Source organism: Pseudomonas sp. KU43P (genome assembly GCF_033095865.1).
In the GTDB taxonomy this organism is placed as follows: Bacteria; Pseudomonadota; Gammaproteobacteria; order Pseudomonadales; family Pseudomonadaceae; genus Aquipseudomonas.
Window position 1 is genome coordinate 5,108,636 of sequence record NZ_AP019365.1, and the last position, 17,232, is coordinate 5,125,867.

Here is a 17,232-nt window from a genome sequence, read left to right on the forward strand (position 1 = left end):
CGGGCCTTATCGCCGGCAAGCCGGCTCCCAGAGGTAGTGCCCTGCCCTCAGGCCTGGCGGAGCACCTGTGGGAGCCGGCTTGCCGGCGATAAGGCCAGAACAGGTAACCCACCCCTCAATTCAAAAGCCCAATAATTTCAAACCCTTGGCGAACACTACCGATTCCCGCTAGCATCGCCCCCGCCATTTGCGCCAATAATAAGTCCAAGCCCGCAGCGCCCAACCATCGAGGCCAGCATGTACATCTATCGTTTGGTCCTGCTTCTGGTCGTGGGGATCTACCTGTTCTCCCCGGCCATCATGGACTGGTGGATCGAGCCGACCGGAGCCTGGTACCGCCCCTACCTGCTCTGGCTGATCCTGATCGTCGTCACCTTCATCCTGCAGAGCCAACGAGATGCCGATGAGCTTTAGCCTGACCCAGATGATCCTGATCAGCGCCGGGTACCTGATGGTGCTGTTCGGCGTGGCCTGGATCAGCGAGCGCGGGCTAATTCCCCGTTCGATCATTCGCCACCCGCTGACCTACACCTTGTCACTCGGCGTCTACGCCAGTGCCTGGGCCTTCTATGGCTCGGTAGGCCTGGCCTACCAATACGGCTACGGTTTCCTCGCCTGCTACCTGGGGGTGTCTGGCGCCTTTCTGCTGGCGCCGGTGCTGCTCTATCCGATCCTCAAGATCACCCGCACCTACCAGCTGTCGTCGCTGGCGGACCTGCTGGCCTTCCGCTTCCGCAGCACCTGGGCCGGCGCGCTGACCACGGTCATCATGCTGATCGGCGTGCTGCCCCTGCTGGCCCTGCAGATACAGGCAGTGGCCGACTCGATCAGCATCCTCACCGGTGAGCCGGTCAAGGCACGGGTGGCCTTCGCGTTCTGTACGCTGATCATTCTTTTCACCATCTTCTTCGGTTCGCGGCATATCGCCACGCGCGAGAAACACGAAGGCCTGGTGTTCGCCATCGCCTTCGAATCGGTGATCAAGTTGCTGGCCCTGGGCGGCATCGGCCTGTACGCGCTATATGGCGTGTTCGGTGGCCCGCATGGCCTTGAGGTTTGGCTGCTGCAGAACCAGACGGCCCTGGCGGCACTGCACACCCCACTGCAGGAAGGCCCATGGCGCACGCTGCTGCTGGTGTTCTTTGCCTCGGCCATCGTCATGCCACACATGTATCACATGGCCTTTACCGAAAACCTCAACCCGCGCTCGCTGGTCAGCGCCAGCTGGGGCCTGCCGCTGTTCCTGCTGCTGATGAGCCTGGCCGTTCCGCTGGTACTGTGGGCCGGCCTGCGCCTGGGCGCCAGCACCAACCCCGAGTACTTCACCCTGGGTCTGGGCATTGCTGCCAATAATGAGGCGCTCGCGCTGCTGGCCTATGTTGGCGGGTTGTCCGCTGCCAGCGGGCTGATCATTGTCACCACCCTGGCCCTGTCGGGCATGGCGCTCAATCACTTGGTGCTGCCGCTGTACCAGCCCCCAGCGGAAGGTAACATCTACCGCTGGCTGAAATGGACCCGTCGTGCGCTGATCGTCGCGATCATCACCGCCGGTTTCATGTTCTATCTCACCCAGAACAACCACCAGAGCCTGGCCAACCTGGGCATCGTCGCCTTCGTTGCCACCCTGCAGTTCCTGCCTGGGGTGCTGTCGGTGCTGTATTGGCCGACTGCCAATCGGCGCGGCTTCATTGCGGGCCTGCTGGCCGGCACACTGGTGTGGATGGTGACCATGCTGCTGCCGCTGCTGGGCAACCTGCAAGGTTTCTACATACCGTTGCTGGACATGATCTATGTGCTGGACGACACCAGTTGGCACATGGCGGCCATCGCCTCGCTTGCGGCCAACGTGCTGCTGTTCACGCTGATCTCGTTGTTCACCAATGCCAGCACCGAAGAAGTCAGCGCCGCCGAAGCCTGCGCGGTAGACAACGTACGCCGACCACAGCGGCGCGAACTGCATGCGGCCTCGCCGCAGGAGTTCGCCACTCAGCTGGCCAAGCCCCTTGGTGCCAAGGCCGCGCAAAAGGAAGTCGAGCAGGCTCTTCGCGACCTCTACCTGCCGTTTGACGAACGCCGTCCCTATGCCCTGCGTCGCCTGCGCGACCGCATCGAGGCCAACCTCTCGGGGCTGATGGGGCCGAGCGTGGCCCAGGACATGGTCGAGACTTTCCTGCCGTACAAATCCGGTAACGAGAACTACGTCACCGAAGACATACACTTCATCGAAAGCCGCCTGGAAGACTACCACTCGCGCCTCACCGGCCTGGCCGCCGAGCTCGATGCCCTGCGCCGCTACCATCGCCAGACCTTGCAGGAACTGCCTATGGGCGTCTGTTCGCTGGCCAAGGACCAGGAAATCCTCATGTGGAACAAGGCCATGGAAGAGCTGACCGGCATCGCCGCCAAGCACGTGGTCGGTTCGCGCCTGGTGACCATCAGCGAGCCATGGCGTGGCCTGTTGCAAGGCTTCATCGACGTGCCCGACGAGCACCTGCACAAGCAGCGTCTGGCGCTGGATGGCCAGCCGCGCTGGCTGAACCTGCACAAGGCAGCCATCGACGAACCATTGGCCCCTGGCAACAGCGGGCTGGTGCTGCTGGTCGAGGACCTTACCGAAACCCAGGCTCTGGAAGACAAGCTGGTGCACTCCGAGCGCCTGGCCAGCATCGGCCGCCTGGCCGCTGGGGTGGCCCACGAAATTGGCAACCCGATCACCGGCATCGCTTGCCTGGCGCAGAACCTGCGCGAGGAGCGTGAAGGCGATGGCGAGATCATCGAGCTATCCAGCCAGATTCTCGAGCAGACCAAACGGGTATCGCGCATCGTCCAGTCGCTGATGAGCTTCGCTCACGCCGGCGGTAGCCACCAGAACAGCGAAGAGCCGGTTTGCCTGGCCGAGGTGGCGCAGGACGCCATCGGTCTGCTGGCATTGAACCGGCGCAATTTCGAAGTACAGTTCTTCAACCTTTGCGACCCGGAGCATTGGGCCGAGGGAGATCCCCAGCGCCTGGCCCAGGTGCTGATCAACCTGCTTTCCAATGCCCGCGACGCCTCGCCACCCGGCAGCGCCGTACGTGTGCGCAGCGAAGCGAGCGAACATACCGTGGACCTGATCGTCGAAGACGAAGGCAGTGGGATCCCGAAGAACATTATGGACCGCCTGTTCGAGCCCTTCTTCACCACCAAGGACCCGGGCGAAGGCACCGGACTGGGGCTCGCTCTGGTCTATTCCATCGTGGAAGAGCATTATGGGCAAATCACCATCGACAGCCCGGCCGATATCGAACGGCAACGTGGCACCCGGATCCGCGTGACCCTGCCCCGGCATGTCGTAGCGACGTCCCCAGAAATTCGAGACCGTCGAGAGAATTGAATCAATGCCGCACATTCTGATCGTCGAAGACGAAACCATCATCCGCTCGGCCTTGCGTCGTCTGCTTGAACGGAACCAGTACCAGGTCAGCGAAGCCGGCTCGGTGCAGGAAGCCCAGGAACGCTTCAGCATTGCCACCTTCGACCTGATCGTCAGCGACCTGCGCCTACCCGGCGCCCCGGGCACCGAGCTGATCAAGCTCGGTCAGGGCACACCGGTGCTGATCATGACCAGCTACGCCAGCCTGCGCTCGGCGGTGGACTCGATGAAGATGGGCGCGGTGGACTACATCGCCAAACCCTTCGACCACGACGAGATGCTCCAGGCCGTGGCACGCATCCTGCGCGACCGGCAGAACGCACCCGCACCTGCCCCGACCGCCGAACCGCGTGCCAATGGCAAGAACGCGCCGGCCGACAAAGCCAGCCCGGCTGCAGCCAACGGCGAAATCGGCATCATCGGTTCGTGCCCGCCGATGCAGGACATGTACAGCAAGATCCGCAAAGTGGCGCCCACCGATTCCAACGTGCTGATCCAGGGTGAATCCGGTACCGGTAAGGAACTGGTCGCCCGTGCCCTGCACAACCTGTCGCGACGGGCCAAGGCGCCGATGATTTCGGTGAACTGCGCAGCCATTCCCGAAACCCTGATCGAATCGGAGCTGTTCGGCCACGAGAAAGGTGCATTTACCGGCGCCAGCGCCGGTCGCGCCGGTCTGGTGGAGGCCGCTGACGGCGGCACGCTGTTCCTTGACGAAATCGGCGAGTTGCCGCTGGAAGCGCAGGCCCGGTTGCTGCGCGTGCTGCAGGAGGGCGAAATTCGCCGGGTCGGCTCGGTGCAATCGCAGAAAGTCGATGTTCGCCTGATCGCCGCGACCCACCGCGACTTGAAGAACCTGGCCAAAGCAGGCCAGTTCCGCGAAGACCTTTATTACCGCCTGCATGTGATTGCCTTGAAACTACCCGCTCTGCGCGAGCGCGGCAGTGACGTCAACGAAATCGCCAACGCCTTCCTCGCCCGCCAGAGCGCACGCATCGGCCGTGATGACCTGCATTTCTCGGCCGAGGCTGAACAGGCCATTCGTCACTACAGCTGGCCCGGTAACGTGCGCGAACTGGAAAACGCCGTGGAGCGTGCAGTGATTCTCAGCGAGAGCGCGGAGATATCGGCCGAGCTGCTGGGCATCGACATCGAGCTGAGCGACCTCGAGGACGATGATCTGCTCGACAATGCCATGGTGCCGGCCGGCGTGAGCGCCAACAACGCCAGCCACGAGCCGACCGAAGACCTGTCGCTGGAAGATTACTTCCAACACTTCGTGCTCGAGCACCAAGACCACATGACCGAGACCGAACTGGCCCGCAAGCTGGGGGTCAGCCGCAAGTGCCTGTGGGAGCGCCGTCAGCGGCTGGGCATTCCACGGCGCAAGACCAACGCTACCAGCGAGTAATTTGTCTTCACTGGCCCCATCGCCGGCAAGTCGGCGATGGGGCCAGTAGCTATCCCCCCAGGTAACACATCAGTTTCCGCAAAAATCTGTTACCCACCCTGCCCAGGCGTAACAGCACCCGAGGCGTACGGTAACGAAATTTCGACATTTCGCACCCTCCCTCCTCTCCTCGCCAAGCCCAAACCCTTGATTTCATTGAGCTTCCAAAAGTTGGCACGGCACCTGCTATATGTTTGGTACAAGAACAATAACAAGCACTGCAACTCAGAATAAGAACAAGACGAAACGGCTCACGCACAATAAAAACAAGACGGCGGAGGCGCAGCTAACTGATTCTTTTGGAGAGGATGCGTGTTTGGGGCTTGCCCCACGACCAGGCAGAGAACAACAAAAACTGCACTAAAAAGCAGCGCCTGAACTGGTTGGATCGTGAGATCAACGTGTCATCAGCGGCCAAAGCAATCCGTTTGCTCTTAACCCCTGGATTGGGGGTCGTCCACAAGCTTCGAGATTTGTGGGCAGGGCACTCAACAAAAACAAAAAGCCCGGCAGAAAAATAATAAGAGCACGCAACGACTTCTTGGGGAGCTTAGGCTCCCCTTGTCGTTTCTCCCTTCCAGCAGGCTATCCTGCGACCGCCTACACCATTCCCCGAGTAAATGCTAGAATCCCCGCCCATCATGCGGCCATTCTCCTATTCTTGGCCGAACATTCCTTCACACAGTGCATCCCATGCTGAAGAAGCTGTTCCAGTCTTTCCGCCCACCCGTACCGGGCCAGCACCACAAGCGCACCACGCCTGAGGTGATCAACAAGAGCCAACATTCGCTGCAGCGCCACCAGTTCAGCCGCCACGCGGTGAACATCGTCGAGCGTCTGCAGAGCGCGGGCTACCAGGCTTACCTGGTTGGTGGCTGTGTCCGCGACCTGATGCTGGGCATCACCCCCAAGGATTTCGACGTCGCCACCAGCGCCACCCCTGAACAGGTCCGCGCCGAGTTCCGAAACGCGCGCATCATCGGCCGCCGCTTCAAGCTGGTCCACGTGCATTTCGGCCGTGAGATCATCGAGGTCGCCACTTTCCGAGCGCATCACTCGGAGGACGACCAGGGCGATAGCCACCGTTCGTCGCACAATGCCAGTGGTCGTATCCTGCGTGACAACGTCTACGGCACCCTGGAAGAAGACGCGCAACGCCGCGACTTCACCATCAATGCCCTGTACTACGATCCGGTCAGCGAGCGCGTTCTCGATTACGCCAACGGCGCTCACGACATTCGCAACCGCTTGCTGCGCCTGATCGGCGACCCGACCCACCGTTACCAGGAAGACCCGGTGCGCATGCTGCGCGCGGTGCGTTTCGCGGCCAAGCTCGACTTCGGCATCGAGAAGCACACCTTCAAGCCGATCCGCGAACTGGCCCCGATGCTGCGCGAAATCCCGCCTGCACGGTTGTTCGAGGAATGCCTCAAGCTGTTCCTTTCCGGCCAGGGCGCGATCGCCTTCGAAATGCTGGTCGATCTGGAGCTGTTCGAGCCGTTGTTCCCGGCCAGTGCCCATGCCCTGGAAGAACGCCCGACCTACACCCACACCCTGATCAGCCAGGCGCTGAACAACACCGACCTGCGCGTCAAGCAAGGCAAGCCGGTAACCCCGGCCTTCCTCTTCGCCGCGCTGCTGTGGCCAGCCCTGCCAAGCCGCGTGCTGCACCTGCAGAACCAAGGTGTGCCGCCGATTCCGGCCATGAACGGCGCAGCCCACGACCTGATCGCCGAGCAGTGCGCGCGCATCGCCATTCCCAAGCGCTTCACCCTGCCGATTCGCGAAATCTGGGACATGCAGGAACGTCTGCCACGGCGCAGCGGCAAACGTGCCGACGTGCTGCTGGACAATCCGCGCTTCCGTGCCGGTTACGACTTCCTGCTGCTACGCGAAAGCGCCGGCGAGGAAACCGACGACCTCGGCCAGTGGTGGACCGACTACCAGGAAGCCAACGACAGCGAACGTCGCGAGATGATCCGCGAACTGGGCAGCCGTGATGACGGCAGCGCTACAGGCCCGCGCAAACGCAAGCGTAGCGGTGGCAAGCGCAAACGCGGCGGTGACGAGGCGTTCGAGTGACCACGCGCGCTTTCATTGGCCTGGGCAGCAACCTCGACGCCCCTGCCGAGCAGCTGCGCAACGCCCTTCAGGCGCTGGACCAGCTAGACGGTACATGCCTGGCGGCGGCTTCAGCCCTGTACACCAGCGACTCGCTACTACCTGGCCAGCCACGCTACACAAACGCCGTCGCCGCGTTGGATACCGCACTCGCGCCACTGGCACTGCTCGACGCTCTGCAAGCGATCGAGCTAGACCAGGGCCGTGTGCGCAAGGAGCGCTGGGGGCCACGTACACTCGACCTGGATATCCTGCTGTACGGCGACCAGGTCATCGACGTGCCGCGCCTGCAGGTGCCGCACTACCACATGCACGCCCGCCCCTTCGTGCTGTATCCGCTGGCCGAACTGGTGTCGCACGACTTTCAGCTGGCCGATGGCCGTGCCCTCGCCCAATTGCTCGAAGCCTGCCCGTACGTAGGGCTGGAGCGCCTGTAATACAGGCGCTTGGGCCATCGGTAACGCCAGTAACACCCTGTTAGTAACAATGCGGTAACAGGGTGATTGACTTCCCCCACCTCGCTCACGACTATAGGCGTCCCGTGTGACACCATAGTGCCGCACACCCGTATTTAGGCCCGGACGGACCTGTGCCCGAACATCACGCGCGATGATGTGCCGCTCCGGAAGATGACTACACGCGTTGTTTGCAGTCGTTTTTCACAGCGCCTGAACGAGGATTTTCCTACATGCCTGAAGTAACCCTGACCACCCTGCACGGCCTCAAGGCCAAGGGTGAAAAGATCACAATGCTGACCTGCTACGACGCGACCTTCGCCAAGGGCGCCAGCCAGGCCGGCGTCGAAGTGTTGCTGGTGGGCGACTCGCTGGGAATGGTCCTGCAGGGCCACGACAGCACGCTGCCTGTCACCACCGCCGAGATGGCCTACCACACTGCCTGCGTCAAACGTGGCAATGACGGTGCACTGATCCTCGCCGACCTGCCATTCATGGCCCACGCCACGCCTGAGCAGGCCTTCGCCAACTGCGCCACGCTGATGCAGGCCGGCGCCCACATGATCAAGCTCGAAGGCGCTGCCTGGCTGGCCGAAACCATTCGTCTGCTGGCCGAACGCGGCGTGCCGGTTTGCGCGCACATGGGCCTGACCCCACAGACCGTGAACGTGCTCGGCGGCTACAAGGTGCAAGGTCGCCAGGAAGCGCAAGCGCGGCAGATGCGCGCCGATGCCATCGCCCTGGAGCAGGCCGGCGCGGCCATGCTGCTGCTCGAATGCGTGCCCAGCGAGCTGGCTGCGGAAATCACCCAGGCGGTGAGCATCCCGGTGATCGGCATTGGCGCAGGTAGCGCCACCGATGGCCAGGTACTGGTGTTGCATGACATGCTCGGCCTGTCACTGAGCGGCCGGGTTCCCAAGTTCGTCAAGAACTTCATGGCCGGTCAGCCCGACATCCAGAGCGCCCTCGTTGCCTACGTCAAGGCGGTGAAAGAGGTCAGCTTCCCAGGCAGCGAACACGGGTTCAGTGCATGAATACTGTCAAGACCGTTCGTGAACTGCGCGCCGCCGTCGCCCGCGCACGCGGAGAAGGCAAGCGTATCGCTTTCGTACCGACCATGGGCAACCTGCACAGCGGCCATGCCGCCCTGGTGACCAAGGCCGCCCAACGCGCCGATTTCGTAGTGGCCAGCATCTTCGTCAACCCGCTGCAGTTCGGCGCCAACGAAGACCTCGACAAGTACCCGCGCACGCTCGCCGCTGACCAGCAGCGCCTGCTCGAGGCCGGCTGCCACTTGCTGTTCGCCCCCACCGTCGAAGAGATGTACCCCGATGGCATGAGCGTACAAACCCGCGTCAGTGTGCCTCACCTCTCCGAAGGCCTGTGCGGCGCAAGCCGCCCAGGGCATTTCGAGGGCGTGGCGACGGTGGTCAGCAAGCTGTTCAACATGGTGCAGCCCGACCTGGCCGTGTTCGGCGAGAAAGACTTCCAGCAACTGGCCGTGATCCGCGCCATGGTGCGTGACCTGAACATGCCCATCCAGATCATCGGCGAGCCCACCGTGCGCGCCGAGGACGGTTTGGCGCTGTCGTCTCGCAATGGTTACCTTACGCCAGAGCAGCGGTCTGCCGCGCCGGCGCTGTACCGTACCCTGCAGCACATCGGCGCGGCCATCGGCCGGGGCCAGCGCGATTTCGCAGCGCTGGTTGCCGACGGCCTGGCGCAGTTGAACGCAGCGGGCATGCGTCCGGATTACCTGGAAGTGCGCCATGCCGTCAGTTTGCGCCCGGCGCAGCTGGATGACCGCGACCTGGTGGTGATTGCGGCGGCCTATCTAGGTAACACCCGCCTGATCGACAACCTCTACCTGCACGTGGAAGACAAGACCGCGTAATGCGTTGGGGCTGCTTTGCAGCCCATCGCCGGCAAGCCGGCTCCCACACAGGTTTGTGCAGAGTACCTGTGGGCGCCGGCTTGCCGGCGATAGGGGCGCCCGTGGCGGCCCTTTTCAAATCCCCCGCTCCCCCCATTCCCTGCGCCAGCCCTTTGCCTATAATGATGGCCAGCCTGAACCCGGCATCCACTGCCCTGTCCAAGCACCACCACGCATCAAGGAATTCTGCGCAATGGCGTATTACCGTACACCCCACGATGTTACGGCCCTGCCTGCCTGGCAGGCACTCCAGCAACACCGCGACGCCATGCAAGACTTCAGCATGCGCGAAGCGTTCGCCGCCGATGCCCAACGCTTTGAACAGTTCTCCCTGAGCTGTTGCGGCCTGTTCCTCGACTACTCGAAAAACCTGATCAACGAAGAAAGCCGCGACCTGCTGGTCAAGCTTGCCGAACAGGTCGGGCTGCAGGACGCGATCAAATCGATGTTCAGCGGTGAGATCATCAACGCCTCGGAAGGCCGCCCGGTCCTGCACACGGCCCTGCGCCGCCCGGTGGGCGACAAGCTCAGCGTCAACGGCGTGAACGTGATGCCGGAAGTGCACAAGGTGCTCAACCAGATCACCGAACTGGTAGGCCGCATTCATGACGGCCTGTGGCGCGGCTACAGCGAAAAACCGATCACCGACGTGGTCAACATCGGTATCGGCGGCTCGTTCCTCGGCCCCGAGCTGGTCTCCGAAGCGCTCCTGCCATATGCCCAGCGTGGCGTGCGCTGCCATTACCTGGCGAATATCGACGGCAGCGAATTCCACGAGCTGTCGGCCAACCTGCGCGCCGAAACCACCTTGTTCATCGTCTCGTCGAAATCGTTCAACACCCTCGAGACACTGAAGAACGCCATGGCCGCACGTACCTGGTACCTGGCCCAGGGCGGCTCGGAAGCCGAGCTCTATCGCCACTTCATCGCGGTGTCGAGCAACAAGGCGGCCGCCGTGGCCTTCGGCATTCGCGAAGAGAACATCTTCCCGATGTGGGACTGGGTGGGCGGTCGTTACTCGCTGTGGTCCGCAATCGGCCTGCCAATCGCCCTGGCCATCGGTACCGCCAACTTCAAGGAATTGCTGTCGGGTGCCTATACCATGGACCAGCACTTCCAGACCGCGCCGTTCGACAAGAACATGCCGGTGCTGCTGGCCCTGCTGGGCGTGTGGTATGGCAACTTCTGGGGCGCCCAGAGCCACGCGATCCTGCCTTACGACCATTACCTGCGCAACATCACCAAACACTTGCAGCAACTGGACATGGAGTCCAACGGCAAGAGCGTGCTGCAGGATGGCACCCCGGTGAAAACCGACACCGGCCCGGTCATCTGGGGTGGTGTGGGCTGCAACGGCCAACATGCCTACCACCAGTTGCTGCACCAAGGCACCCAGCTGATTCCTGCCGACTTCATCGTTCCGGTGGTGAGTTTCAACCCGGTGGCCGACCACCATCAGTGGCTATATGCCAACTGCCTGTCGCAAAGCCAGGCGCTGATGCTCGGCAAGACCCGCGAAGAGGCCGAGACAGAGCTGCGCCAGAAGGGCCTGAACGAAGCCGATATCGCCAAGCTTGCGCCGCACAAGGTGATCCCGGGTAACCGCCCGAGCAACACCCTTGTGGTCGAGCGCATCAGCCCGCGACGCCTCGGTGCACTGGTGGCGATGTATGAACACAAGGTGTTCGTGCAGAGCGTGATCTGGGGTATCAATGCCTTCGACCAGTGGGGCGTGGAGCTGGGCAAGGAGCTGGGCAAAGGTGTCTACCAGCGTTTGGTGGGTAGCCTGGAAGACAGCGCCGAAGACGGCTCGACCCAAGGGCTGATCAACTACTTCCGCGGGCGTCACCGCGGTTGATCCTGTAGGCCCAATCGCCGGCAAGCCGGCGATTGGGCCTCAACAGGTGGAACACCGCTCCCAGCTACACTGTCCAATCGAATAGCCGTTGCAGTCCATCGCCCAAGACAAGCGCAAGGACCACCCGCCATGTTCGATATCCGCGACTATCCCGCAGCCTTGGCTGTCAGCCAATCTGCCGCCCTCACCACCGACGACTACCGTCGCCTCTATCGCCAATCCATCGAAGCCCCCGACAGCTTCTGGGCCGAGCAAGCCAAGCGCCTGGACTGGATCAAGCCCTGGTCAAGCGTTCAGCAGTGCGACCTGAAGACCGGCAAGGCTCGCTGGTTCGACGGTGCTCAGCTCAACGTCAGCTACAACTGCATCGACCGTCACCTGGCCCAGCGCGGCGATCAGACCGCCCTGCTGTGGGAAGGCGACGATCCCAACGATTCCAAGGCCATCACCTACCGTGAACTGCACCGCCAGGTCTGCCGTCTGGCCAACGCCCTCAAGGCGCGAGGCGTCAAAAAGGGTGACCGCGTGTGCATCTACATGCCGATGATTCCCGAGGCCGCCTACGCCATGCTTGCCTGCACGCGCATCGGTGCCATCCATTCGGTGGTGTTTGGCGGCTTCTCCCCAGATGCCCTGCGTGACCGCATTCTCGATGCCGACTGCCGAACCGTGATCACCGCTGACGAAGGCGTGCGCGGCGGCAAGCGCATCCCGCTCAAGCAGAACGTCGACAAAGCCCTGGCCAGTTGCCCTGCGGTCAGCAGCGTGCTGGTGGTGCAACGCACCGGTGGCGAGGTTGCCTGGAGCGAAGGTCGAGACCTCTGGTATCACCAGGTGACCGAACACGCCGGTGACGACTGCCCGGTGGAACCGATGGAGGCCGAAGACCCGTTGTTCATCCTCTACACCTCCGGCAGCACCGGCAAACCCAAGGGCGTGCTGCACACCACTGGCGGCTACCTGCTGCAGGCGACGATGACCTTCAAGGTAGTCTTCGACTATCGCGACGGCGAGGTGTTCTGGTGCACCGCCGACGTCGGCTGGGTCACCGGCCATAGCTACATCGTCTACGGCCCACTGGCCAACGGGGCGATTTCGCTGATGTTCGAAGGTGTGCCCAACTACCCGGACACCTCGCGCTTCTGGCAGGTGGTGGACAAGCACCTGGTGAACATCTTCTACACCGCGCCCACTGCCCTGCGCGCGCTGATGCGCGAAGGTTCGGCGCCCCTGCAGAGTACTTCGCGCAAGAGCCTGCGCCTGCTTGGCAGCGTCGGCGAACCGATCAACCCAGAGGCCTGGGAATGGTACTTTGAAGCCGTCGGGCAAAAACGCTGCCCCATTGTCGACACGTGGTGGCAGACCGAAACCGGCGGCATCATGCTCACGCCGCTACCAGGCACGCAGAAGCTCAAGCCCGGCTGTGCCACCCAGCCCATGTTCGGCGTACAGCCGGTGCTGCTGGACGACAAGGGCAAGCTGATCGAAGGCCCCGGCGCCGGCCTGCTGGCGATCAAGGCCAGTTGGCCCGGGCAGATCCGCAGTGTGTATGGCGACCACCAGCGCATGGTCGACACCTATTTCAAACCCATGCCCGGCTATTACTTCACCGGTGACGGCGCCCGCCGCGACGCCGATGGCGACTACTGGATCACTGGGCGCATCGATGATGTGATCAACGTTTCTGGCCACCGCATCGGTACCGCCGAAGTCGAAAGCGCGCTGGTGCTTCACGACAGTGTTGCCGAGGCTGCCGTGGTCGGTTACCCGCATGACCTGAAGGGCCAGGGCGTGTATGCCTTCGTGACCCCCATGAATGGCGTTAACCCGGACGACGCCCTCAAGGCTGAACTGCTGGCTTTGGTGAGCAAGGAAATTGGCAGCTTCGCCAAGCCCGAACTGATCCAGTGGGCCCCGGCATTGCCCAAGACCCGCTCGGGCAAGATCATGCGGCGTATACTGCGCAAGATCGCCTGCAACGAGCTCGACAACTTGGGTGATACTTCGACCCTGGCCGACCCGAGCGTGGTCCAGGGCTTGATCGATACACGCCTCAATCAATAACTGGCAGCCAGCGTCCATGGCTGCCCTGAAGCACAGGTTGCCATGGAAGCCCTACGTCGTCGCATCGAAACCCAGGTCATGAGCCTTACTGGGTTGGCCCTCGGCCAGCTCGACCTGGAGTCGCCCAAGGGCGATCCAGGCCTGTTCGGCCCGCACAGCATCAGCTGGCAGGTGCATGGCGACTTTCCGAGCATGCTGGTCGGCGGCATCGGCGCCCTGCTGCTGCAATTGCTGCACCCGTTGGCTCTGGCCGGCGTTTGGGACCACTCCAACTTCCGTGAAGACTTGCTGGGCCGCTTGCGCCGCACCAGCCAGTTTATTTCTGGCACTACCTTCGGCTCGACTCGCGATGCCGAATGGCTGATCGACAAGGTGCGCACCATCCACCTGCAAGTCACCGGTACCGCGCCCGATGGCCGTCCCTATGCCGCCAGCGACCCCGACCTGCTGACGTGGGTGCATGTAGCCGAAGTCAGCAGCTTTCTCGCTGCCCACCTGCGTTATCGCAACCCAAGGCTCTCACCCGCCGACCAGGACGCCTATTACGCTGAAATCGCACTGATCGCCGAACGCCTCGGCGCGCGTGATGTGCCGCGTTCGTGCCAGCAAGTCGACGACTACCTGCGGCACATGCGCGCACATCTGCAATGTGATGAACGCAGCCTGGAAGTGGTCGACATCCTCCTCCAGGCCCCCGCCCCCAGCCGTCTGGCACAACCTGTAGGCAAACTGATGCTGCACGCTGGCATCGACTTGTTGCCGGCCTGGGCCAAGGCCCTGCTTGGCCTGGAGCACGGTCCGCTGCAGCGACGCATGATTCGCCTGGGGCTCGCAGGCACGGCCCCAATGCTGCGCTGGGCCATGCGCGATGGGTCTGCGCACCGCGCCAGGCGGCGCATGGGTATCGAGTGATTGGAATTGGTCGCCCCAGCGGAACCGATTTATCGTGCCATACTCCAAGCACTCCTGCTTTGACAGACGATGCGACACATGTACAAAGGATTGACTCGCGCCCTGGGCGCCGTGCTTGCCCTCGTGGCCCTCTATAGCCTGCTAGGCTTTCTGATTATCCCCGGTGTCGGCCTGCGCATCGCCAACCAGCAGTTGGCGCAGTACGCCACCGTGCCTGCGCACCTGCAGCGTATCGAATTCAACCCGTTCAGCCTGGAGCTGACCTTGTGGGGCCTGCAGATCGGCGAACCAGGCAAGGAGCAGGTCGGATTCGAACGGCTGTATACAAACCTGGCGCTCGACAGCCTGTGGAAAGGCGCCCTTAACTTGCAAGCAGTCGAGCTCGACAAGCCACGCAACGAAGTGCTGTTCGCCAAGGACGGCACGCTCAACCTGACCCAGCTATTCAAGCTGCCCGCCAGCGAATCCAAGGCCGAACAGCCGCCCAGTGATCCGTTCCCGCTGCGCATCGGCAGCATCAAGCTCAGCGGCGGTTATCTGCACTTCGCCGACCAGCGCCCGAGCGAGCCGATCGAGTTCGTCTACGACGACATGAACCTGGAGCTGAAAAACCTCAGCACACTGCCCGACGACAACGCTGACATGACCCTGGTGGCTCGCGGGCCGAACGGCGGGCGTGTGGACTGGAGCGGCACCCTCAGCTTGGCGCCGATCGCCTCGGAAGGCACCCTGAAGGTAACCGACGGCAAGATGAAGCTGTTCTGGCCCTATGTGCGCGATGCCGTGCCGTTGGTGCTGGAAGACGGCGTCTTCAACCTCGACACCCACTACAAGCTCAACCTGTCCAAGACCACCGAACTGCTACTCGACAAAACTTCACTACGTATTGCGCCGTTCGCCATCCAGGCACCGGATGGCCGCCCCCTGGCACGCCTTGCCAACCTGGAGGTAAGCGAAACCTCCATCGACCTGGCCAAGCAATTGGTCACTGTGGGTAAGGTCCGCAGCGAAAAACTGGAAACCTGGGCTGCCCTGGAAAAAGACGGCCAACTCGACTGGCAGAAGCTGTTCGCCAGCCAGCCGGCCAAGGCTACCCCCAAGGAAAAAGCCGAACCGGCCGCCGCCGAACCTACTCCTGAGGAGCAGGCTGCCAAGGAGCCGAGCAAACCATGGCAGGTGCTGTTGCAAGACGTGCAACTGCGCAATTACCAGGTGCACCTGGCCGACCGCAGCCAAAAAGAGCCGGTAGCACTGGACGTCGGCCCGCTGAACCTCGACCTGCAGGGTTACGACAGCCTCAACCAGTCGCCCTTCACCCTCAAGCTGGACACCGGCATCGGCAAACAGGGCAAACTTCAAGCCGCAGGGCAGGTGAACCTGGCGCCGGTGACGGCCAAGCTCGATGTCAGCACCCGCGATATCGACCTGCGTATCGCCCAGGCCTACCTCAGCCCGTACATCCGCCTGGAGCTGCGCAGTGGCATGCTCGCCAGCGACCTCAAGGTCGACCTCAAGAGCACCGAGCCGCTGGCCTTCACCGTGGCCGGCAAGGCTCAGATCAACCAATTGCACACCCTCGACACCATCAAGGATCGCGACTTCGTCAAGTGGCAGCAGGTGAATGTGGGCGGGCTCTCCTACGTTCACGGTGATGCCCTGTCCATCGACAAAGTGACCCTGCTGCAGCCCTATGCGCGCTTCATCATCAACGAAGACCGCACCACCAACGTCGATGACTTGCTGATTCCGCAGCCGGCAGGCGGTAACACCTCGAGCCAGGCGAAATCACCCAGCGCGCCGGCCAGCAAGCCGCTGGGCATCCGCATTGGCCAGATCAACATCAATGAGGGCTCGGCCAATTTCGCCGACCTCACGCTAACGCCGAACTTCGCCACCGCCGTCCAGCAGCTGAATGGCCAGATCGGTACCATCGACAACCGCAGACCCGCGCCGGCCAAGGTAGACATCAAGGGTAAGGTCGACCGTTACGCGCCGGTTACCATCAAGGGCGCATTGAACCCGTTCAACCCGTTGGCCAGCCTGGATATCGCCACCAGCTTCAAGCGCGTCGAACTGACCACCCTCACCCCCTACTCCGGCAAGTTCGCCGGTTTCCGTATTCGCAAGGGGCGCCTGAACCTCGACCTGCACTACCTGATTACCAACGGCCAGCTCAAGGCCGAGAACAAGGTAGTGGTAGAGCAGCTGCAGCTGGGCGAGAAGGTCGACAGCCCGGATGCGGTGGACCTGCCCATCCGCTTGGCAGTCGCGCTGCTCAAGGACACCGAAGGCAAGATCTCGATCGAGCTACCGGTAACCGGCGACCTCAACAATCCGCAGTTCAGCGTCATGCCGATCGTCTGGCAGACACTGCGCAACCTGGTGTTGCGCGCGGCTCAGGCGCCATTCAAGTTTATCGGCGGGCTGATTGCCGGCGGCGGCGAGGAAGACCTCGGCAGCGTCGCTTTCGCGCCCGGCTCCAGCGAGCTCAGCGGCGATGCCCAGTCGGCTCTGGACAAGCTGGCATCGGCCCTCAAGGAGCGCCCTGAACTGCGCCTGGAAATCGAAGGTACCAGCGCACAGAGCAGCGACGGCCCGCTGATCGCCCAACAGCGTCTGGAGCGCGAGTATCAGGCCACCTGGTACAAGATCCTGCAACGCCGTGGCGACAAGGTGCCGGCCAACGCTTCGATGCTGGTGGTCGACGACAGCGACAAGCCGGCGATGCTCGAAGGCATCTACCGCAATCGGCTGAAGCAGCAGCCTCCCGGCGAATGGCAGCAGCTCAGCCGAGACGAACGTACTGCCAAGCTGCGCGAGGCGGTGATCAAATCATGGGCGGAAAGTACTGCCCTGCTGCGTACCCTGGGCCAGGAGCGGGCCAGCAGCATCAAGGATTACCTGGTCGACAAGGGCAAGCTGGAGGATGACCGGGTTTACTTCATCGATACCAGCCTGGGGCAGGCAGAAAAAGATGGTCGGGTGATTACACCGATGCATCTGGATGCCGAGTAAAACCGGTCGTCT

At 62.6% G+C, this 17,232-nt stretch carries 11 protein-coding genes; all 11 read left to right on the forward strand.

The annotated features are described in order from the left end of the window. Positions 1-237: 237 nt before the first annotated feature. Positions 238-414 (forward strand): hypothetical protein, encoded by a 177-nt coding sequence (locus KU43P_RS23395; protein ID WP_003250005.1) that lies wholly within the window; start codon positions 238-240, stop codon positions 412-414. Then, positions 398-3,373, forward strand: a complete 2,976-nt coding sequence (locus tag KU43P_RS23400) for a sensor histidine kinase (protein WP_317659888.1) — start codon at positions 398-400, stop codon at positions 3,371-3,373. Before KU43P_RS23395 ends, KU43P_RS23400 begins: the two co-directional genes overlap by 17 nt. A 4-nt stretch (positions 3,374-3,377) precedes the next feature. Then, positions 3,378-4,823, forward strand: a complete 1,446-nt coding sequence (locus KU43P_RS23405) for a sigma-54-dependent transcriptional regulator (protein ID WP_317659889.1) — start codon at positions 3,378-3,380, stop codon at positions 4,821-4,823. 732 nt (positions 4,824-5,555) lie between these two features. Next, complete coding sequence (locus KU43P_RS23410; RefSeq protein WP_317659890.1) at positions 5,556-6,944, forward strand: polynucleotide adenylyltransferase PcnB; 1,389 nt, start codon at positions 5,556-5,558, stop codon at positions 6,942-6,944. Continuing rightward, a complete protein-coding gene (folK, locus tag KU43P_RS23415; RefSeq protein ID WP_317659891.1) occupies positions 6,941-7,420 on the forward strand; it encodes a 2-amino-4-hydroxy-6-hydroxymethyldihydropteridine diphosphokinase in 480 nt (159 codons plus the stop codon). The genes KU43P_RS23410 and folK overlap by 4 nt, the downstream gene beginning before the upstream one ends. 251 nt (positions 7,421-7,671) lie before the next feature. After that, positions 7,672-8,472: a 3-methyl-2-oxobutanoate hydroxymethyltransferase gene (gene panB / locus KU43P_RS23420; RefSeq protein WP_317659892.1), complete on the forward strand. Its 801-nt coding sequence runs from the start codon at positions 7,672-7,674 to the stop codon at positions 8,470-8,472. Next, positions 8,469-9,332, forward strand: a complete 864-nt coding sequence (gene panC, locus KU43P_RS23425; RefSeq protein ID WP_317659893.1) for a pantoate--beta-alanine ligase — start codon at positions 8,469-8,471, stop codon at positions 9,330-9,332. The genes panB and panC overlap by 4 nt, the downstream gene beginning before the upstream one ends. Positions 9,333-9,564: 232 nt before the next feature. Continuing rightward, the gene (gene pgi / locus KU43P_RS23430; protein ID WP_317659894.1) at positions 9,565-11,229 is read left to right on the forward strand and encodes a glucose-6-phosphate isomerase; all 1,665 of its coding nucleotides are present in this window, start codon (positions 9,565-9,567) and stop codon (positions 11,227-11,229) included. 129 nt (positions 11,230-11,358) lie between these two features. Next, a complete protein-coding gene (gene acs / locus KU43P_RS23435) occupies positions 11,359-13,293 on the forward strand; it encodes an acetate--CoA ligase (RefSeq protein ID WP_317659895.1) in 1,935 nt (644 codons plus the stop codon). Between the two features lie 42 nt (positions 13,294-13,335). Further along, positions 13,336-14,205 (forward strand): oxygenase MpaB family protein, encoded by an 870-nt coding sequence (locus KU43P_RS23440; protein WP_317659896.1) that lies wholly within the window; start codon positions 13,336-13,338, stop codon positions 14,203-14,205. Positions 14,206-14,283: 78 nt separating this feature from the next. Next, positions 14,284-17,220, forward strand: a complete 2,937-nt coding sequence (locus tag KU43P_RS23445) for a DUF748 domain-containing protein (RefSeq protein WP_317659897.1) — start codon at positions 14,284-14,286, stop codon at positions 17,218-17,220. Positions 17,221-17,232 lie beyond the last annotated feature (12 nt).